Annotated in this window: 18 protein-coding genes; 2 read left to right on the forward strand and 16 right to left on the reverse strand. The window is 32.3% G+C overall.

Features of this window, described 5'->3' with window-relative positions; translation table 11 throughout:
• Positions 1-7: 7 nt before the first annotated feature.
• From V7S50_RS21600 to fabZ, 5 genes are all read right to left on the reverse strand, one after another.
• Positions 8-1,438, reverse strand: coding sequence for a HAMP domain-containing sensor histidine kinase (locus V7S50_RS21600; RefSeq protein WP_242254278.1), 1,431 nt, complete (start codon positions 1,436-1,438; stop codon positions 8-10).
• A gap of 11 nt (positions 1,439-1,449) precedes the next feature.
• The gene (locus V7S50_RS21605; RefSeq protein WP_063221859.1) at positions 1,450-2,121 is read right to left on the reverse strand and encodes a response regulator transcription factor; all 672 of its coding nucleotides are present in this window, start codon (positions 2,119-2,121) and stop codon (positions 1,450-1,452) included.
• A 121-nt stretch (positions 2,122-2,242) separates the two neighbouring features.
• Entirely contained in the window at positions 2,243-3,235 is a 993-nt protein-coding gene (gene galE, locus V7S50_RS21610) for a UDP-glucose 4-epimerase GalE (protein ID WP_001084646.1), read from the reverse strand.
• A gap of 184 nt (positions 3,236-3,419) precedes the next feature.
• A complete protein-coding gene (gene tagU, locus V7S50_RS21615) occupies positions 3,420-4,331 on the reverse strand; it encodes a polyisoprenyl-teichoic acid--peptidoglycan teichoic acid transferase TagU (RefSeq protein ID WP_242254277.1) in 912 nt (303 codons plus the stop codon).
• A 155-nt stretch (positions 4,332-4,486) separates the two neighbouring features.
• Positions 4,487-4,921, reverse strand: a complete 435-nt coding sequence (gene fabZ / locus V7S50_RS21620) for a 3-hydroxyacyl-ACP dehydratase FabZ (RefSeq protein ID WP_000884318.1) — start codon at positions 4,919-4,921, stop codon at positions 4,487-4,489.
• A gap of 503 nt (positions 4,922-5,424) precedes the next feature.
• Between fabZ and V7S50_RS21625 the strand changes: the two genes are divergently transcribed.
• Positions 5,425-5,865 carry a CoxG family protein gene (locus V7S50_RS21625; protein WP_242254275.1) on the forward strand — a complete coding sequence of 147 codons (441 nt, stop codon included), beginning with the start codon at positions 5,425-5,427 and terminating at the stop codon, positions 5,863-5,865.
• Positions 5,866-5,924: 59 nt separating this feature from the next.
• Here V7S50_RS21625 and galU read toward each other — a convergent pair whose 3' ends face one another.
• Positions 5,925-6,806 carry a UTP--glucose-1-phosphate uridylyltransferase GalU gene (galU, locus tag V7S50_RS21630; protein WP_242254271.1) on the reverse strand — a complete coding sequence of 294 codons (882 nt, stop codon included), beginning with the start codon at positions 6,804-6,806 and terminating at the stop codon, positions 5,925-5,927.
• An 805-nt stretch (positions 6,807-7,611) separates the two neighbouring features.
• Here galU and V7S50_RS21635 point away from each other — a divergent pair.
• Positions 7,612-8,424 carry a hypothetical protein gene (locus V7S50_RS21635; RefSeq protein ID WP_075309785.1) on the forward strand — a complete coding sequence of 271 codons (813 nt, stop codon included), beginning with the start codon at positions 7,612-7,614 and terminating at the stop codon, positions 8,422-8,424.
• Positions 8,425-8,436: 12 nt separating this feature from the next.
• On the opposite strand, the gene V7S50_RS34075 is transcribed toward V7S50_RS21635, so the two are convergent.
• The 10 genes from V7S50_RS34075 to V7S50_RS21680 all read right to left on the reverse strand — a co-directional run bounded on the left by V7S50_RS34075 (position 8,437) and on the right by V7S50_RS21680 (position 22,139).
• Complete coding sequence (locus V7S50_RS34075) at positions 8,437-8,667, reverse strand: IS3 family transposase (protein WP_336376475.1); 231 nt, start codon at positions 8,665-8,667, stop codon at positions 8,437-8,439.
• A 299-nt stretch (positions 8,668-8,966) separates the two neighbouring features.
• On the reverse strand, positions 8,967-10,178 hold the full coding sequence (locus V7S50_RS21640; RefSeq protein WP_242254267.1) for a glycosyltransferase family 4 protein: 1,212 nt from the start codon (positions 10,176-10,178) through the stop codon (positions 8,967-8,969).
• Positions 10,179-10,191: 13 nt separating this feature from the next.
• Positions 10,192-13,440: a CDP-glycerol glycerophosphotransferase family protein gene (locus tag V7S50_RS21645; RefSeq protein WP_242254265.1), complete on the reverse strand. Its 3,249-nt coding sequence runs from the start codon at positions 13,438-13,440 to the stop codon at positions 10,192-10,194.
• A 223-nt stretch (positions 13,441-13,663) separates the two neighbouring features.
• On the reverse strand, positions 13,664-15,256 hold the full coding sequence (locus tag V7S50_RS21650; RefSeq protein WP_242254264.1) for a CDP-glycerol glycerophosphotransferase family protein: 1,593 nt from the start codon (positions 15,254-15,256) through the stop codon (positions 13,664-13,666).
• Positions 15,257-15,415: 159 nt separating this feature from the next.
• Positions 15,416-17,059 (reverse strand): teichoic acids export ABC transporter ATP-binding subunit TagH, encoded by a 1,644-nt coding sequence (gene tagH, locus V7S50_RS21655; protein ID WP_242254262.1) that lies wholly within the window; start codon positions 17,057-17,059, stop codon positions 15,416-15,418.
• Positions 17,060-17,074: 15 nt separating this feature from the next.
• A complete protein-coding gene (locus V7S50_RS21660) occupies positions 17,075-17,878 on the reverse strand; it encodes an ABC transporter permease (RefSeq protein ID WP_242254261.1) in 804 nt (267 codons plus the stop codon).
• Position 17,879: 1 nt separating this feature from the next.
• Positions 17,880-19,079 (reverse strand): CDP-glycerol glycerophosphotransferase family protein, encoded by a 1,200-nt coding sequence (locus V7S50_RS21665; protein WP_242254260.1) that lies wholly within the window; start codon positions 19,077-19,079, stop codon positions 17,880-17,882.
• A 151-nt stretch (positions 19,080-19,230) separates the two neighbouring features.
• On the reverse strand, positions 19,231-20,409 hold the full coding sequence (locus V7S50_RS21670; RefSeq protein ID WP_097950845.1) for a CDP-glycerol glycerophosphotransferase family protein: 1,179 nt from the start codon (positions 20,407-20,409) through the stop codon (positions 19,231-19,233).
• Between the two features lie 3 nt (positions 20,410-20,412).
• The gene (gene tagD / locus V7S50_RS21675; protein ID WP_075309801.1) at positions 20,413-20,808 is read right to left on the reverse strand and encodes a glycerol-3-phosphate cytidylyltransferase; all 396 of its coding nucleotides are present in this window, start codon (positions 20,806-20,808) and stop codon (positions 20,413-20,415) included.
• Positions 20,809-21,137: 329 nt separating this feature from the next.
• The gene (locus tag V7S50_RS21680) at positions 21,138-22,139 is read right to left on the reverse strand and encodes a rod shape-determining protein (protein ID WP_016085501.1); all 1,002 of its coding nucleotides are present in this window, start codon (positions 22,137-22,139) and stop codon (positions 21,138-21,140) included.
• Between the last annotated feature and the right edge of the window lie 146 nt (positions 22,140-22,285).

The following is a 22,285-nucleotide window of genomic DNA, read 5'->3' on the forward strand; positions in this document are numbered from 1 at the left end:
AAATGTATCATTTAACCGCTTTCAAGTTTTTTATGTCTTCCATCCGTCTCGGAAGCAAGAATGTAATAAATATTGTAGTGCCTATTTCTTCACTACTCTCAATCCGCATACTTCCGCCCTGCTTATCCATAATCTCCTGACAAATATACAAACCGTAACCATTCCCGTAACTAGAAGGAAGTACCTTCCCTTCTGGCGATTCATTCCACTCTGCAAGCACACCTTCATCTATACCAATGCCATCATCATGAACAAAAACCTTTGCCTCACGTTCATTTACAATTACATTCATACGAATGTGCGTAGCATCGCTATATTTTATCGCATTATCAAGCACGTTTAAGAAGATCTGTTTCGTCTTATCGAAATCCGCAACAACATGTACATCTGTTAACTCATTGATAACTTCAATCTCAAATTTCTGCAGACGAGGTTTCACAATTGAAACTGCTTCTTCGGCTAATTCTTTTATATTCACAACTGTAGGTGACACTTCAAACGTACTCGTTCCGTACTTTGAAGACTTAAGTAATTCCTCTACAAGTGATAATAAACGCTCACTTTCTACAGCCACATAACGCAAGCTCTCCTGTACATCTTCCTTCGCCTTTAACTTCGGAATTAAATCCACATAGCCAATAATCGCCGTTAGCGGTGTTTTCAGCTCATGCGTAATGCGGTCTAAGAAATCTTTCTGTTTCTCTTTCTCCTCTTTCAATTGCTTAATATGCAGCTCAATTCCATCAGCCATCGCATTAAAAGATGCGGAAAGCTGAGCAATTTCCACATATTCATTTAACTCAATCTTACTTTTATAATCACCATTCGCAAGCCGATGCGCCATTTGTCTTAACTGATCAATCGGCTTATGGAGAGACTTCGCCAAACGAATTGCAAAGAAAATACCCGCAGCTACGAGACAAAGAGACGTCATTAAGAACGTCCAACCGACATTTGTTAAAACTTCCTTCTCACCCGTTAACTCATTTATAAAACGAACACTTCCAATGACATCGTTCCCATAATAAACTGGGCTTGAAAACAAAAGAATTGGAGCTGGGTCTCCCTCTTCAAAAACATAAGATTTCTTCCCCTTCAAAGAGCTCTCAATATCAATATTCCGATGGAGAAGTGCTCCTTTTTGCGTATCCGCAACAACATCTCCATTCTTCCCAATCATCTGTACACGGACATCCATGCGCTTTGCTAAATACGAAGCAATTAAAAGTGAATTCGGACCGAGCGTCTCCACCTCTGCTTCCTTCTCTAAATAATTCATCGTATAAATTTGTGCTTCTACACTTAACTTTTCTAAAGAATTTGCCGCGTTATGATACATATTCTTTTCTAACGTAATATAAACAACTCCGTACAAAAGAACAAAAATTGGGATTAACAGTCCAACTATTCCAAACACCATATTTCTTTTTAAAGACATACCATCACCACTTAACAATCTAGTTTATAGCCAACGCCATAAATTGTCTTAATATATTCCCCGCTATTCCCTAGCTTCTTCCGCAGTCTTTGCACCATAATATCAACCGCTCTCGTATTTCCGATATACTCAAACCCCCATACTTTCTCAAGCAACTCATCCCTCATAAATACACGCTGCGGATTGGAAACAAACAACTGACATAAATTAAACTCTCGGTACGTTAACTGAATTTCTTGTCCACTAACATGCACTTTTCTTTCCTTAGGACAGATCGTTATCTCTCCCGCCTCGATTACCTCATGACTTACCGTTACCTCTTTCTTCTTCACACGTCGCGCCATATTCTTGACCCGAAGAATAAGCTCCGCATAATTGAAGGGCTTCGTCACATAATCATCCGCCCCAAGCTGCAAGCCAAGCAATTTATCATTCATCTGACTCTTCGCAGTTAACATGAGTACTGGAATATCCCTATCCTTCTCACGGAACAGACGAAGTAACTCATACCCATCTGTATCTGGAAGCATAACATCCAAAATCAATACATCCGGCCCTTCCTTCCATCTCTCTAAAGCTTCTCTCCCGTCAGCCGCAGTCAACACCTCGTATCCTTCCATCTCAAGCTGCATCCGAATCAAATTACGAATACTCGATTCATCATCCACTACAAGTATTTTCATTATTTTCCTCCTTCCATCCTGTATTATAGTACAGTTTAGTATAGCAAAAATCTTATAAAAAAAGAGAGGGTATTGTCGAACATATGTTGAACGACAATACTCTCTCTTTCAATTATTATATCTATTTATCATACCCATTAGGTTTCTTCTGATGCCAATTCCAAGCATGCTCAATGATTGTCTTCACATTTACATACTGAGGATCCCAACCTAACTTCTCTTTCGCTTTCTGAGAAGAAGCAACTAAACGTGCTGGATCTCCCGCACGGCGTGGTGCTACCTCAGCTGGAATTTCATGATTTGTAACTTCACGAACCGCATCAACGATTTCTTTTACACTGAAACCATTACCATTTCCTAAGTTATAAAAATCACTCTCTCCGCCGTTCTGTAGGTCCTTAAGTCCTAAGAAGTGAGCTGCCACTAAATCTTCAACATGAATATAATCACGGATACAAGTACCATCTGGTGTATTATAATCATCACCAAACATCATAATCTTCTCACGTTGACCTAACGCCACTTGCAATACAAGAGGAATTAAATGCGTCTCTGGACGGTGATCTTCTCCAATAATACCATTTGGAGTTGCACCAGCCACGTTAAAGTATCTGAAAATCTTATAACGTAAATTAGAAGCTTGGCTATACCAATGAAGCATCTTCTCGATTGCTAACTTCGTTTCTCCATACGTATTCGTTGGATTTGTCATTGTTTCCTCAGTAATAAGGTCTACATCTACCTCACCATACGTCGCCGCAGTAGAAGAGAAAATGAACTTATCTACCTTAAACTCATCCATTACCTCTAATAAGCAAAGTGCACCATACACATTGTTATTATAATATTGAAGAGGCTTCTCCATACTAACCCCAACTAAAGAATCAGCTGCGAAATGCATAACAGCCTCAATATTTTCTTGTGTAAAAACATCTCTTAAAAATGCTTTATCACGAAGGTCGCCATTATAAAATTTCGCACCTTCCGTAATTGCATCCTCATGACCCGTTTGTAAGTTATCTACTACTACTACAGATAAACCTTCATCTACTAATTTTTTCACAGCGTGAGAACCGATATAACCAGCTCCGCCGCAGATTAGAATTGAATTCATAGTCTTCCTCCTACATATATTAGGATTTCTTATTCACTCTCTTATTATAAAAGGTATACGATTGCTCGTATACCTTTTGTGTACCTTTATTACTTAGCAACGAAATAATCCGTTACATATTGTGCCCAAACTTCGTGGCCTTTAGCACTTTGTCTAAAGAAGTTGAATCATTACTTATTACTTATTACTTAGTCACTTCAAGATGCGTTTTTAATTTATTCGTTAAATCTTGTTTTGCTGCATCTGGAACATAGTAGTACCAAATGCCATTAGCAGCCTTGTGACCATCACCTGGGATTTGGATATCCTCACTATTTTTCAAGCAATCTTTATAGTTCTTTTGCATATCAAACATTTGATCTTGCGTTAAGTTTGTCTTCACATTCTTTTGAATTGCTGCTAATACATCTCCATAACCTGTTAAAGAAGAGAAGCTTGCGCCCTTCTTAATAACAGCCTGCATTACTTGACGCTGACGCATTTGACGTCCAAAGTCGCCACGTGGGTCTTCTTTACGCATACGTGTGTATGCTAGGGCTTGGTCACCTGTTAAATGAATATTCCCTTTTTGGAAGTGCTTCCCTTCTAGAGAGAACTCCAAATCATTATTTACATCTACCCCACCGACTGCATCAACGATATCTTTAAAGCCTTCCATGTTCACTTCAATATAATAATTAATAGGAACATTCAAGAAGTTTTCTACGGTCGCTACAGACATATCTACTCCGCCGAATGCATAAGCATGATTGATTTTATCGCTTTTACCTTTTCCAACAATTTCTGTATAAGTATCACGAGGAATACTTACTGTTTTCATAGAGTTATTTTTAGGATTTAATGTAATCACCATTAAAGAATCTGAACGCCCTTTATCATTACCGCGCTCGTCTGCCCCTAGTAATAAAATTGACACGGGTTCACTCTTACTAACTTTTTCTCCAACATTACTGTTGTTTTGATCTCGTTTTAAAGGTTTATGCACTTCTTTTAATGTATTAGATACAGAAGAATATACATTATAGGCATAAACTCCTCCACCTATGATTAGTACCCCAAGAATACCGAGTACCCAAAATAAAATTTTCTTTTTCATTATTGTAACCTTCTTTCTTAAGCCTAACTTACAATACATATAAATCCTATTATACAAAAAAAAAACTTAATAAAACCAAATAATATAGCAATCCACAAAAAATAGACAAACAACAATTATATATTGTTATTTGTCTATCACATATCTTAATATATTTATTCTTTCTTGTCACCAAGCGCAAACGTGATTTCTGTTTCACAAGCAATTTCACCATCTACAGTAGCAATTGCTTTTCCTTTTCCAATTGCTCCACGTACACGTGTCATTTCAACTTCTAAACGAAGTTGGTCACCTGGACGGACTTGTCGTTTAAAACGGCAATTATCGATGCCTGCGAAGAATGCTAAGCGACCACGATTCTCTTCTTTCTTCAACATAGCAACAGCGCCAACTTGTGCTAAAGCCTCCACAATTAAAACACCCGGCATTACAGGATAATCTGGAAAATGTCCATTAAAAAATTCTTCATTAGCTGTAACATTCTTTATCCCAATAGCACGCTTTCCTTCTTCTACTTCTAAAACTTTATCCACTAGTAAGAATGGATAGCGATGAGGAATTATTTCTTTAATTTGTTGAATATCTAGCATACACTTCTCTCCTTAAACAAGATTGGTCATACCACCGGAAGTTATACTATCATTATCCCATCTTAAATCCCATTTGTCATTATAAAAAAGGATTTCAAGATTTCTCTTCTAAATAAAAAAATGTATACACTCTTTTCAATATGTATTATCACTGACACGGAGGTTGAAAAGAGTGTATACCCAAGTTAGGGAAAGGCAAATTATATCAAATATATTAAGCCTTAATGTCGTATTCAAGATTCATTATATATGACAAAAATAAGAAATTAAAACCCAATTTTCGACCTTTTTCGTATTAATTCCCTAATATTACTCATTATTTCTCTATTTTCCTTACATTCTCTTAAATGTGATATTTAGAAATATGAATTTTAATAAAAAATTATTAAAATAAAAGCAAAAAACGCTTGTAATAGAATTTACATACTTATATTATAATAAAATAAACATGGGATTTTAACCCAATTATTCAAATACCTTTATTTTTAGAAAGGGATCAAAAAATGGCAAAAGGTATACATACTATAGAGTTAAATACTTCACCAGATCTAATTTGGAAATTTATTAGTGATATAAACAATTGGGCTCCACTAGTCACAGGTTATGTTAAACATAAAGTTATTGATGACAAACATTCGACTTGGCGTTTGCACGGTGATTTAGGATTTATTAAACGAGACGTTAGTCTAAATGTTGAAATTATTGAATGGCAAATGCCTAATAAAATTAGCTTTACGATGACTTCTCCAACAAAAAAATTAATTGGTAGCGGCTTTTTTCACGCTGAATCAATCTCCCCTTCTACCACAAAAGTAACAAGTCAGTTAGAATTGCGAACAACTGGCAAAGTATCTTTTGTTTTTAACAGTGCAATAAAACCCTTTGTTCCTAAAATGACAAAGCAACTTTCTAAAAAAGTGGCAGATAAATTAATGAAACAGTGATAAAAAACCATCTCAGAAATTTATTTTGCAATAAATTTCCGAGATGGTTTTTTTGAAAGTTAATTATTAACCATTTCTTTTTGTAATAACTTCTCCATATAGCTTAATAATTCATTCTTTAATTCATCATGCTGTAATGCCATTTCAATTGTTGTCTGAATGAATCCAAGCTTCTCTCCAACGTCGTATCGCTTTCCTTCGAAGTCATAGGCAAATACTCTTTGTATCTCATTTAAACGCTGAATAGCATCCGTCAACTGAATCTCGCCGCCTGCTCCTGTTTGTTGATTCTCTAAAAACGTGAAGATCTCAGGTGTTAATACATAGCGCCCCATAATTGCTAAGTTAGATGGTGCTGTTCCTTGATCTGGTTTCTCTACAAACTTACTAACCTGATAACTACGACCATTTTGTACTAGTGGATCAATAATACCATAGCGATGTGTTTCCGTCTCTGGAACAGTTTGAACACCAATTACCGATGATTGTGTTGCCTCATATTGATCCATTAATTGACGTAAGCATGGTGTTTCAGCTTGTACAATATCATCACCAAGTAAAACAGCAAATGGCTCATTACCAATAAACTTACGAGCACACCATACAGCATGACCTAAGCCTTTCGGTTCTTTTTGACGAATATAGTGGATATTAATTTTAGAAGACTCTTGCACCTTCTTAAGGATTTCATGCTTACCCTTTTCTAGTAAGTTCTGTTCCAACTCAAAAGAATGATCAAAGTGATCTTCGATAGCACGCTTTCCTTTTCCAGTTACAATAATAATATCTTCAATTCCAGATTGAATCGCTTCTTCTACAATGTATTGAATTGTTGGTTTATCAACAATTGGTAACATTTCCTTTGGCATTGCTTTAGTTGCTGGTAGGAAACGAGTTCCTAATCCAGCTGCTGGGATAATGGCTTTTTTTACTGTTTTCAATGATACTCCTCCTAATTTATAAGATTTTCTTTTAATCATACAATGCATAAAATATTTTTCTATTTTAAAAAAACAAGAGATATTTTTGATTATTTTTAACAAATAACTATGACCCCTATATTTTATAAACAATAAGAAGGATAAAACAAACTGTGCTACTCTCAGTATATCATTTCTTTTTACCATCAGAATCAGATATAATTCAATTTCTCATACCATCGTTTACAATTCAATTTTCCTTTTCTAGTTGGTTAGGTTAATATGCGCATTACATTTCACATTCTCGACAAGGTGAAATATCATTTAAAAATTATATTTGACTATAACGATAAAAATAACAAATTGTAATGCCTTGCAATTAAAATGCATAGTATTAATAAATAATCATTAGACTTTCCGTTAAAATATTCCTCATTTTAATTATACACTCTTCTTCTAAGTCTAGAGTTTTATTAACATATACAACTCAGTAGCAACAAAGAATAATTTCTGTAATTTATTAAATATCCCTAGCATAATACTTTCTTCCTATATCAAATTAATCATACTACCTAACAGTGTAAATATCATTATTGTTTTCCATTTACCTATAAAAACCTTTTATATAATATTTATAAAATACTTTTTTGTCTATCCCAAATATTACTATTCGTTGTGTATATTGTTTGAACATTGTATACTTAATATGATTTTTGTATATTATTATTTCTATATATATTTTCTTATCTATTTGTCTTTATACATTTATATTTTCAGCAAATATAATTAATAAAAATAATTAAAAATTTGATTCAAGGAGTATACTATGAGTGGCAAAATCGAAGTACACTATAAAGCAAAAAACGGCATTGAACTAACCTATATGGAAGATCCTTATCCAGTGCAAAACTTTAAAGGTGAGCGAAAATTATTAGTTATTTTCCAATCATTAGGTAATGAAAATTCAGATGATGCTAGGCATCGCTATCCTTATACTTTAATTGATGGTTTAAAATTTTATAACTGTAGAAAAATTTATATAAAAGACGATATAGGGCATGTAGGTAGTTACTATTTAGGCCTAAACGGAAAATTTGATGTTCATGATGCAGTACTCGAATTTTTAAAACTAAAAATCAATGAATACAAAATTCTAAAAGAAGACATTATTTTCTTTGGCCCTTCTAAAGGTGGCTATGCTGCACTAAATTTCGGATATGAATTAGGTGTCGAAAATATATTAACTGCCGTGCCACAATATCATCTTTATAACTTTATTGAGCAATATAAAAGTTTTCTAACATATATTCTACCTGAAACTATTACAGAGGAAACAAAAGCATTTTATAATAATTATCTAGGGAATGTAATTAAAGAAAGTCGATATAAACCAAATGTTTATTTAGTTACATCACAACATGACAATTTGTATGATGATCATATTATTCCGTTAATAGAATCAATAAATAAAACCGGCTCCAATCTATTCATTTATGAAAATAACGAAACGTACGTTACTAGACATAATAATGTTGTTGTAAATACAATGAATGAAATACTTGCTATTTTAAGTATGCTTTTGTGTGATGATAAAATAAAAACGTTCTTCAACCCACAATTATACAATACACAGAAATAAAAAACTAAAAAATCAAGCACTTACAAGATGGTTCCGGTATTCAACCGAAGCTATCTTTTTTAATGTACACTGATAACGAGTATAATTATATTCTTCCATATAATCCTTTTGGGTGAGCTCCATAGATTCAAATGCTGGATAATCTTTATACTCCCATTCATCTTTCATATGACCCCAAAAGGGTTCCACCCTCGCATTGTTTAAGTAATTGCCTCTATGGGGCATAGATTGTCTAACTCTCATGTCTCTTATAACGCTTCTGAAATTCAAGGTGTATATATTGAATACCTTGATCCAAATATAGAAACGTTTCAGGATTAGTGACTTTTCCAAATCTCTCTTTCAAGTTATCTAATATTGAATAAACAATATCTATTTGTAAAGAAGAAGAGACATAATAGACTAAAACTTCTCTTGGTGTGCTGTCTTTTATACTTGATAAATAAGCTTTCTTTCCTTCGTAATTACACAAAAAAAGAGCTAACTCTAGTCAATAGCTCCTTATCAACTTTGCGAGTCAGCTCTTTTCATATCAAATTAATTTATATAGATGTCTGCACAAGTATTTCTTTTACGTTCTTTTTTGACTTTTTTTGTACTTGTTCTTCTAATATACGATCCCATTTTCCACCGACAACATTAAATGTATACTTTTCAACATTCTTTCTTGCCATTCGACCGTACTCTTTTCGTAATTCTTCGGATTCAATTAACATCATCAATGAATTAGCTAGTTCCTCTAGATTTCCTTCTTCAACTAGAATACCATCTTCTTTATGTGTAATGACTTCTCTAGGGCCTGTACAAGCAAAACCTACACACGGTACCCCAACGGACATTGCTTCAATAATTACCATTCCAAAGGATTCATATCTAGAACTTAAAGCATATATCGAAGAGTTGCGCATTTCATCGATAATATTATTTGTCTTTTGCATAAGGAAAATATTATTATAAGCTTTTTCCTCAAAGATTTTTTCGCGAAGTACCTCTTCCTCCACTCCAGACCCAAAAATTTTCAACTTCCAATCAGGGTGTTTTTTTATAACATTAGCAAAAGCTGGAATTAAGAGATCAAATCCCTTTTCATGAGCATAACGTCCAGCTGCAATGACTACTTTTTTATCCAGCTTTGCTGTTTCTTTTGGAATATCGGTTGCATTTTCTATTTTATATAAATCCACTTTACTTCCCTTTAATAACTGCTCATAGTCATTAATTTCGGAGTCTGTCAAACATGTTAGAGCATCTAGCTTTTTATAATGTTTCTTTATTTTATTTTGCAATCCTGGTGCATGACCAGCAAAATATAAATGCTCTTGTCCAACTTTGATTACATCTTTCTTTACAAACTTTGTAGCTAGAATATTAAAAGAGGGTATTGTCGTAATTAAAATTCCTTTGTTTATCTTTTTAAGTGCTGCAATGATTTTAAAATCTACAAATAAATTAAACATCTGATACAAATCTTCACTTTTATCTATGAAGACACTAGGGAATTTCATTAGTATTCTTTTAATGATTTTTTGATATAACGGTGTGTTTTTACCAAATAATTTCCCCTTTCTTGCATCAAAGATGGGGATAATCTTTACTTTTTTATCAATATCAAACATCGGAGTAGCACTTGTTCTTCTCACACTAATAATTTCTACTTCATGGTTTTTAGCAGCGAAGTAATTTGCTGTATTTACAACAGTTCTTACCGTTCCGCCCATTCCATAAATATTATATACAAGAAATGTAACTTTCATTTTTTTCACCTCACTATTTAGTCGTTACTTTATTAGATAATTTCTCAATTTCATTATAAATCCGTTCAAAGTTATGCTTATCATGATAAGCATAATATTTTTTAGAATTTATATTATATTTCGGTTTATACTTGAAATCATTTTTAGCATAATCGCTTACGTATTTAATAACTTCATCTCTTGTCAGTGCAATATCCCCAACTAGATCTTTTCTTAAATCTACATAGGAACCTCTATGTTTCAAATAATCATTTACATCAAAATGATAGAAGACTGTTGGCTTTTTCAAATAGTTAAAATCAAATACAACACTTGAATAGTCCGTAATCATTAAAGAACTGTTTTGCATCAATTCTTTTACACTTTCTTCACCCAATTTAACAACTTGTATTCTTTCATTTAAAGATGCAAATTCGTCCATATATTTTTTTTGAATTTCAATGTGCGGGAAGAACTTAAGTACTAAATCATGCTTTTCAAGCAAATCATGCAATTTTTTATCTTGTAATAATCCATGGTAATTTATAAAGAAATCAGAAGCTAAAAATCCTTCTTTTGAACCAATCACCCATTCTCTCCATGTAGGCATAAGAAGAATTTCTCTCGTTTTCTTATCTTTACTCTTGTCTACCAACGAATCAAACCTAGCTAAGCCCGTAACCATGATTTGCTTCTCTTTAAAGTTCATTTCATTGATCATGATATTTTTTTCATGTTCGGAAGAAACAACAAACTTTTTAATCATTCCATTATATGAATTTCTATTAAATTGCAATTTTTTCATGGCAATAATACCATGTTGCAAATAGATAACTTTTTTTGTATTACTCGCCATCTTATTATGAACAATACTTGGAATAACATCCCTAATTCCATGACTTACAATTGTATATTCACTTAAGTAGTATAAAACAAGATGTTTAAAGCTATCGTATCGCACAACTTTATCTTTATATGGTAAGAGATTGTCGATATTTTTATTATTTTTCTTGCTCACATAATACGTCTCTTCTTGGACATTCTTCTTAATACAAGATTCAAAAAAGGCAAATCCGTTATCTTGTGCAACTTCTCCTAAATTCTCACCAATAAGCCATACCGTTTTTTTTCTAAACTTGCTCCATAATTTAGCGACACCTTTTGCCGCTAAAAATCTTATCTTCTCATTTGGTTTCTCATGAACCCTTAAGTTTCGCGTTTCAAGTGACATTACTCTACTCTTTGTATCAAAGAAAATTGACATATATAACTCATCTGCTACTTTTATCGCATTTGATTTAAAAGTCGAATTCTTATTAATAACATCTAAATCCTTACCAAATAATTTTGCTTGAACGATATTATTATTCACTCGTGCAGAAAAATAAATATCCCACCTACCTTGTTCATATGACTCAATAGATTTGATAAATGCTTGATCCATACTACATACATATTCATTTTCACTATTCGACTGAAGCTGCTGTTTTACGATTTCTTGTGTTTGACTATGCTTCAAGACTAATTCTGCGCCTTGCAATACAAAATGGTCTTGTATTGTTAGCTGAATTGTAAATTTCACATGCCTTTTCTTTACATCCATCATGATACAATGTGCTTGAAGAGAATTTCGTATTGAAATAGACAGTTCATTTTTATTTGTATAGTAAGGTCGAATTTGTATTGGATATCCATTAGCGTCTTTGTTTAATGGTGGATAAATCATTATCTTTGATTTATTTTTAATGTCATTTAAATTAGAGGCTAATTTAAATTCAATGTTATTACCATTACTCTCAACCTGAACCATAAATTTAAAATTCACTTCACCAATTTTAGCAATATCAAATGAATCCCAGTCATATGAGCTACTAAAATAGTAGCCACCATCTCCTTTTGAAAATTTATTTGTACACTTCATTTTCAAATTTAAGGATTCTTCATAAAGATACACATCTTTTAAAACATAATTGATATCTGAGATCCTTACAAAACCTTTTACAATTAACTTACTCGCTTCATAGTCAACTCTAATAACATCACAGTATACTCCTTCATTTCTAATTAATACTGCTAAATTATTATCTAGAGTTACGTATGGACGAATTCTCTTTATAGCACCTGATTTGTTATAAAATGTCTTAGGTATAATTAAAAAATCTGCTTTTGAATCCGGATTAGAACCTAGATTTAATGGAATCTTATTTCTGATTCCTTGCACTTTAAAGCTTACGAATACATCCCAAATTCCTTTTTCTTCAAAGAAGTCGCCTTCTTCAAAAACAATGGTCTTTTTAAACAAATCATTCGTTATACTGATAGGGTGAGATTGTTCCCTTTTTGTATCTCTTTGAATAAATAGTAGCTCTACCATTTGGTTTTTCATGTCTACCAAATAATTAAATTGAACTGAGCCTTCGATAGTAAGCTTATTCTGATCTAAACTTACATTTTCAACTTTAGTAGAGGCCATTCGCTCTGTATTCCTTTTAATATTCATAACGAGCTCATGTTTATCATTACGAGAAAACATATGGTAATGTAATTGATCATAATAACTAAAATAACTTCCAACTACTTTTCTTTCTTGTTTATTTCTAACTTTTACCAATACAGGTTTCCCATTAAGCATTCCTGCACAAAATAGTTCCCAATTCCCTTCATATAAAGGGTTTCCATTTAATTTCAGTATTACTTGATATTCATTTATGCTCTCATTCACTTTTAAATCTGTTAGTTTTCTAACTTCTTTTGTAAGATTATTTTTCAAGAAAAATTCTTTTAAACGTACTTCCTTCCGTTTAAACTCTGGAGAGAATCTTCCTTGTATAATAAAATCCTTCTCTTTATTTTCAAAAATTTTATTTGTGGATACAGCAATACTTACAGAATCTTTTCTACTAAATTCAGCAAGTTTTTCAACTGAATTACTCGCAGTCACTTGAAAACTTGTATTGTCAGGACATATAAAGAAACTCTTTTTCAAATTGTTATATACATGGAGCAAAATAATGTCTTTATCTATTTGTAAGGAAACTTTTAATTTTCCGTAATTCATTATTTGAGAAAGCTCTGAAATCGGAAGAACAAATATAATCCTATCATTATGGATTTTCATACTAGATAGTGATAACTGTTTTTTAGAATTTCCTTTATGAATATATAATCCCTTTACTCTCTCACAAACAGCTTTAGTATTTCCATCTGTTTGTATAGAGATTTCAAATTCAATATTTTTATTTTGAGTAATCTTCATTTCTTCCAGTAATATTTTTACTTTCAATTCGACCTCACCTTTCCTCTGTTAACAGTTAGCTTCACTACCCCTACTACTATATCCATTCTTTTATTTACAAGTGATGTTGTGTTTCTTATATAAAAAACTATTATACCTGTCGTAATTAAGAAACAAGACCCTGATTACATTTAAATACGACAAACACAGTATACCTATTTACTTAATTGGCAATATAATAAAATATCCTCAAGTAATAAAAAAAGAAGTGTTAGTTTTTTAATTGTTTTTCCTTTGAACGAATGCCTTCAACAATTCTCTTCACATTATTTTGATCAACATATGAAAACAAACGATTTCTTAGCAATCCGTACTTTTCCTTTTCCTTAAAACCATTATTTATATAAAAGGTTAATAATTGGACTAGTTCATCTACATGTGTACATGCATCTCCAAATAATTTATGCTCTACATCCAAATAACCATCCATTGTTTCATCAAATTGGAAAAAAATAATTGGTTTTTTTAAATAATACATATCCCAAGAAACACTAGAATAATCTGTTATAAGCAATGAAGATTCCATTATCAACTCATTAATTTTTGTATCTCCGTCTTTAACAAACTTTATATTCGGAGTATGGCGCTGGAAATAATGAATAGAATTACGAATTCTTGGATGCATAAAAAACTTTAATATAACGTTATGTTTCTTTAATTGTTCAATAAGATTTGTATCGTTTAATAACCTTTCATATTGCCTATAAAATTGACTATTTAAAAATTCTTCCTCTGATATCTCATCTAGCCATTCTCGCCATGTCGGTAGTAATAAAATTTGTTTTTTCTCCCCGCTTTCATTTTGCAAATAATCCCACCGTGCTAATCCACTTACAATTATTTCATCTTCCCTATAATTAAAAAATTGTTTTACGATTTCTTTTTCGTATTCCGAAGATACACAAAATAGATTCGTTCCATTCGGACTACCTTTTTTAAAAATTGAATCTACCCTTTTTAATCCTAGTACACCGTGTTGTAAAAAAACGTGATTTTTAGCATGTATAACTTTCTTGAACGTCCCTCTGTTTTCCTTCCATATATAACAGTGTGCTTTTGACTCGGAAGATATCATAAATGTACTAGCAAGAAGATAAATCATATGCTTAACGCTCATAAAATCGATAACTTTATCCTCATATTGATCAAGCATCTTATAGTCTTTAGACTTTTTATTAATTACATAATATAGGTTTGGAATTTTCTTATGATCATAGCAATACTTAAAGAAATAATAAGAATTATCTTGTGCTGTTTGGCTAAATTTCTCATATACTAATACAACACCTTTTCGATCCCAATACCATTTAAATGTATAGTATATAATTAACGATAGCTTTTCTTTCAAGGCATATTTTAACTGGTCATAAGTTCCCTTTTTTCGATAATGTAAACTGAGCCCACCTTTGACGGTCACATATGGATATACTACGTACTCACCTTCAGTATGGTCATGCTGTAAACGATTGTTTATTTTTCTATTAACCATATAACTCGGATGCTTAATTCGATAGCTTTTAAGTTCATCAGATTTCAGATGCACATAGAAATCCCAGAAAAACGGACCTAGCTCAATTTGACTCAGTTCTACTTCAAAGACAATTTTTTTTTCAACTTCATTTACGTTACTTTCCTGATATGGGATTTGATAAACTTTATCTCCGTTCCTTTTTTTTAAAGTTATACCTTGGATCGTACATTTGTCTCTACAGTTTACTCTTATAGTAAACTGCCACTTTCCTTTTCTTTTCTTGAACGATGTTATTCGTATTTTATTAATTAATTTTCCGGGGGATTCTACCATTCGTTTCACACTCTCTTCAGCATTTCAATGAATTAAATTCATATAGTTAAATACACGCCACGCACCTTAGATTTCTAAGCAAATTGTATGATGTAACTCAACTATGAGCGATATACGAAGGTTTTAACCCCACCGTAATCATGCAAACACTTCATCAATTTAATTAATATGTAAAAATACAGATATCCGATTAATAGTTATACCATCTACAGATGAAAATTTAAAATCATATTTATCAGATCGGTATATAAATGACGCTCCATCTTCACTTATTAAGTGTGCTTGACCTAATTTCTCTAACATCGCCTCTTTAGGAATAGATATATTTTTTATTATAACCTGTTTTACAGTGGACTGATGGTTGTATAAGACATTGATATTCTTATAACTATTTAATGTACCTTCTAATAGATTTTCTATGTTGTTAGGCTTCCCTATTATACTTTGTACATCTTGTTGATTTTTCCCTAATAGAGATATACCACTCTTAAAATCTTGATTTGAGCCTGATAGCTCCTCTAACTTGTTAGAGATCGCCTCATACTGTAAAGCTGAGTTAAAAGGAATGATACTAGACACACTCTCACTGATCCAGCCTTCTGTTCCATCTTCATATACAAGTTTTAACCAATTTATATCGTCCTTTTCATCTTTTTGCTGCGCTCTGACAATAAATGGCGTACCAAACTCCATCAAATTTATTGGTTTTCCATTTAAATTTGGCATATCTCTAATACGTGCTTTTGCTGATTTTACATACCTCACATCTAAGTCCACCAATGGATTCTTTTTCTTTTCACTAGATGCTGTTGTCTTTTTATTTACTACTTCTACTTGCGATGAATTCAATATTAAGTCTTTTTTCAAGTAAAATGCACTTCCTAATCCGATGCATAAAGCTAATCCAGTCGCAGCAATCATCACTTTTTTCATTTTATTATCTTTTTTTCGTCTTAGTGAAGCATATCCATATATAGGTGGTGTAATATTTATATTGTCTTCTTTGTGAAACGCTTCGCCAGCCTGTTTTCGCTGTGCCTCTTCTTTAAACTTTTGTTGTTCCTCTTTACTCATAGCACGATATTGTTTTAGAAACTGTTCATATTTAGGCATCACATCTTGCATAAGTCCATAATCCTTTATTTCACCATACTCTAGCCATAATGCTTTTGTACAAAACTGCTTCACTTGCCCTAATGAATGACTTACAAAAAAAATCGTTTTTCCCTGCTCTTTAAATTCATTCATTCGCTTCAAACATTTATCTGTAAATGTTTGATCCCCTACAGATAATGCTTCATCAATAACTAAAACATCCGGATCAATATTTACCGAAATTGCAAAGCCAAGACGGGACTTCATGCCGCTAGAATATTTTTTAACGGGCATATCAATAAATTTACCGATATCTGCAAAATCGATGATTTTTGGTGTTAAACTTTGAATCTTTTCTTTACTCAATCCCATCATCAAACATTTCAACTCAATATTTTCACGACCTGTTAATTGATTATTAAGCCCAGCAGATATAGCAATAAGCGCTATATTGCCTTTTATATCAATAGTTCCTGCTGTAGGGGGTGTAATACCGGCAATTAAATTAGACATTGTTGATTTACCTGATCCATTTACACCAATAATCCCTATTACATCACCTTTTTGTGCTTCAAAACTTAAATTTCTTAACGCATAAAAGTCTTCACCAAATCCGCCAGGATATATAATATCCTTTAACTTATCAGAGTTTTTACTATGCATTTTATATTTTTTTGTTACATTATGAAACTTCACTGAATAATTCATTTTTTATAACCCTCATTATAGATAGTCTACAAAATGTTTTTTAAATTTCACATGTATTGATGTACCAATCAATAGCATAACAAACACAACCCCCCAGAAATAGAGGGCATACTTTATATCTTCATAAAACCAACCTGTCCCCAAAAAGGACTTTCGGTAACCTTCAACAATGTAGCATAATGGATTAAGTTGCATAATTTTTTGTAGTGCATGTGGTAACTTCTCAGGAGTCCACAAAATTGGTGTTAAATAGAGTAACATCCTCATTAAAGATTGTACGATCATTTGTACATCACGTACAATTGTAGATAAAGTAGAGGTTATTAAAGAAAATGCAAAAACAAGCATAACTGTAGCAAACATATAATAAATTAATTGAATATAGTGAAGTGAAATCCCTTGGCCTCCTACTAAAAATATAAAAGTAACAATACCTATTAATATTAGATGTTGATATAAGTTAGACATAATTACATAACTAGGAATAACACTCATTGGAAAGCTCATTTTTGAAATCATATTTAATCTTGTATAAATAGATTTAGAAGCTTGCAAAGTTGCAGGGTTAATGAAGAACCATACTGCTATACCAGAGATTAACCAATATACAAATGGAACACCATCAACACCTGAACCACCTCTTATTGCAATTCCGAAGACGAACCAGTAAATACTCATTTGAATTAAAGGGTTTAACATTTCCCAAACAATGCCCAGATAGTTATCTTTATTTGAACTTTTAACTTGATAAATAGATAGACGTTTAATTAAATAAAGACTATTTATCTGTTCTTTTAATACCTTAATCATTGCATTCATTTTATTGCGCCTCTCCAAAAAACACCTTCTCTACCACACGCTTAGATGCAAAACCATCTTCCAAGTAACAGTAGTTATCATAGAAAGCATCATATTTTTTTTCAAACTCCCCTAATCCATGTCTTGCAAACTTCATAATTTCTTCTAGTACACCTTCTGTTGTTAAGACAACCGGCCCTGGAGCTTCTTTCTCTAAATCAAAATAAAAGCCTCTCAGCTTATCACGATACGAATCCATATCATACGTATAAAAAATAATAGGCCTTTTCAAGTTTGCGTAATCAAAAAAGACAGAAGAATAATCTGTTATTAATAAATCAGCTAATATATATAGTTCATTAATATCACTATAATGAGAAAAATCATAAACAAACCCTAAATACGGTTCTAAATCGAACTGTTCTGCTATTAGATAATGCATTCTTAATAAAATAATGTAATCAGAACCCAATTTTTTTTGTAACAGATTTAAGTCTAATTGCAAGTCTAATTTATAACGTCCTTTAATATAAAATTGGTCATCTCTCCATGTTGGAGCATATAAAATGATTTTTTTATCTAGCGGTAAGCCATTCTTTTTCTTTAATTCATCAATCTTCTTACAATTATTATTTACATATAAGAAATCATTCCGAGGATATCCAGACTCAACTACATGTTTTTCGAATTGGAACGCTCTTTGAAAAACCTTTGTTGAGTACGTATTAGGAGACAATAAATAATCCCAATTTCTTACCTCTCTTTGAAAATTCATCTTATACTTTTCTGTGGTTGTCCCTGGCATGTAAACTTCTTTCATGTCCAAAGCCAGTTTCTTTAGCGGTGTACCATGCCAAGTTTGTACATAAGTTGTATGCCTCGGTTTCGGAAGCCATAAAGGCATTCGGCTATTTGTAACCCAATATTGAGCACGTGCCATTAAAATAAACCAGCGAAATGAAAAACGTTTAACATATGGAATGTTTTCTTTTTCAAAATGTGCTGTGCAACTGTTATTCACACTCCAAACCATATGAAACCCTAAATTTTGTTTTTCCATATACTCGTATACAGCCCGTGGATTACAGCTATACTGTTTGCCGGAAAAACTTTCAAAAACAACTAATTTCTTTCGAACAGGTAAGTAGCTACAAGCAATAAATATTACTTTGCAACAACCTTTTACCAACCGATGATTTTTTATCCTTTTGATGACATTCATATTATTCGTACACCCTCTAACTATGCTTAACCATTTTACAAAATCATGTAGCTATCTATTTACTTTTTCATATCAAATGTCTTTTTAATAAAGCCCTTCGAAACACTCGCACAAACGGAAGACTAAGTGATTTTCATAAATTATAATTAACTTAAAGCTTGCTATTATTATCGTTAAATAAGTAATGCACTAAATCCCTACTGGAATTCCCATTTGAATATTGGCTCCATTGTGCATTAAACCGCTCAATTTTTCTAAAATCAAACGACTGAGTTTGTATCTCCTTAATAATCTCAGTCGAACTATACACAACTGGCCCTGGCACATTTGATACAAAATCTCCAATAAGCCCTCTTTTTTTCGCATACTTATTTAAATCATACGCAAAAAATATCATTGGCTTATTTAGCAGACAGAATTCAAAAGGCACAGAAGAGTAATCTGTTATTAAAATATCTGTCACCAAAAACAAATCATTTATATTAGGATATAAAGAATAATCATACAAAAAGCCTTTATACGTTTCCTTGTGTTTCAAGTTATTTCTAATAGCAGGATGTAGTTTAATGATAAAAATATATTCATCCTTTAACGCTTCATACATTGCATCAATATTTAAACCCAAATCAAAATCCTCTAGCTCTTTATCTCTAAAAGTAGGGGCATATAAAATCACTTTTTTCTTAGTTAAGTTTGGATTGCTACTTACCAGATTATTAATAATAACTTTTTGGTCATTTTCATAAAAAAATAAATCCGTACGTGGGATACCTGTTTTTAATATACTTTCTTCTTTCACTCCAAACGACTGCTTATAAATTTCAGCCAATGCGTCCGATCCTACAACAATTTTATGGAAATTTTTGTATACTCTTAAAAACCTAGCCTGAGCATATTTGGATCGCTTTTTAAAGGCAGGTGCTAACAACCCGAACTTTTTAAGTGCTCCTGCTGCATGCCAAATTTGAATACATTCGACCTTCTTTTTGAAACGTATCGTAGATAATGATCCAAAATAATTATCAATAATAACATACCGAGATGTTGCTAAATGATATATTGCTTTTATTGTTTGTATAATATCCTTTGTTTCAAATGCCACTGCCTTTACATCTGGATAATTCTTCACTTCATACTTACAAGTTGATTTATATAAAAAAACAACCTCACAATCTACGTTTTGCTTTTTCATTTCTTCATAAATAAAAATAAGATTTTCACCATATGACATAATAAAGGTAACTTTATTTTTAAGTGGCGCTATGTTTGCTATGCTAAATATAATTTTGAATACAACTAGGTATATTGCTACAATAATTTCTCTTAACATACCTTACCTAGCAATTAACATTAATTCTTGTTTAATTTTACTTGAAGAAATACCTATCGTTCTTGGCAAGTAAACAATCTCACAGTAGCTTTTTAAAAAGTCAAACTTGCCTTTCCAATCATCCCCCATAACAAATACATCAACATCGTGTTCTTGGATATTTTTTACTTTTTGCTCCCAATCACACTCTGGAATTACCTCATCTACATAACGAATCGCTTCTAGCATCATTTTTCGATTTTCATAACTATGATAAGATTTTTTATTTTTTATTTTATTAAATTCATCAGAAGACACAGCCACAATTAAATAATCTCCTAAACCCTTTGCTCTCTTCAATAAATTAATATGTCCCCAATGTAGTAAATCAAACGTACCATATGTAATTACCTTTTTCATAATTTAATTGTCCCCCTGCAAATTTTTCTAAAAAATAAAAAAAAACAATAGGACCTTCCTCGCATCATTATTCAAATAACAAAGCCCTATGTAAATCACCGAGATTTACAAATTATTTACATCAAGTTCACACGAAATTCACACTAGCGATTATAACATAATTTTTATTGACCAACTATTACAATTAATATGCATTTTATGTAATATATACATAAAGAAAGCGCTAACAATACTAATTTGTAAGTGTTTTTCCAATATATTTTATTAAATAAAAAAACCAGAAAAGAATTGCTTCTTTCTGGTTTTTTATTTACAATTGAATTTATTTTTTATCTCAAAGCACGACGTGGTAATTTATCAATATTTTCTAACATAATACCTGTACCAACCGCAACGCAGTGCATTGGGTTTTCAGCAATTAATACTGGTACTTTTAGTTCTTCTGCTAGAAGCATGTCGATACCGTGTAGTAAAGCTCCACCGCCTGTTAGAATAACACCGCGATCGATGATGTCAGCCGATAATTCTGGTGGTGTGCGCTCTAGTACGCCTTTTGCAGCTTGTACAATGACAGCTGCGTCTTCTTTTAGTGCTTCTGTAATTTCTTCAGAGCATACTGTAATTGTACGTGGTAAACCAGTTACCATGTCACGTCCGCGAATTTCAAGCTCTTCACTGCGTGCACCTGGGAATACTGTACCAACTTTAATTTTAATATTTTCTGAAGTACGTTCTCCAATTAATAGCTTATACTTACGTTTAACGTAGTTTAAGATCTCCATATCAAACTTATCGCCAGCCATTTTGATAGAGGAAGAGGTAACAATATCACCCATAGATAGTACAGCGATATCCGTTGTACCCCCACCAATATCAACAACCATGTTACCGCTTGGTTGGAAGATTTCCATACCAGCACCAACTGCGGCTACTTTTGGTTCTTCTTCTAAAAATACTGTTTTACCACCTGAACGTTCAGCAGCCTCACGAATTGCTTTTTGTTCTACTGATGTGATATTTGTTGGACAACAAATTAAAATGCGAGGTTTTGAAAAGAAGCTCTTTACGTCCAATTTGTTAATGAAATACTTTAACATTGCTTCTGTAATTTCGAAATCTGCGATTACACCATCTTTTAGTGGACGAATTGCTACAATATTACCAGGCGTACGTCCCACCATACTTCTTGCTTCTTCACCTACTGCTAATACTTTACCTGTGTTACGATCAATAGCAACAACAGATGGCTCATTTAATACAATACCCTTACCTTTAACATGGATTAATACGTTAGCCGTACCTAGGTCAATTCCGATATCTCGCGCAAACATTCCCGTTTTTTCCTCCTCGATATTCAAAATCAGGTTACACCCGAATTCTTTTACACCTAATTTCTGATTTTATCATAAATTTAACAGAAACGTAATATTCGCAAAAAGAATTCTTCTGAAAAATATTACCGAATTGAAACGGAATG

The organism is Bacillus sp. CCNWLW194 (assembly GCF_037120585.1).
GTDB classification, from domain to species: Bacteria; Bacillota; Bacilli; order Bacillales; family Bacillaceae_G; genus Bacillus_A; species Bacillus_A basilensis.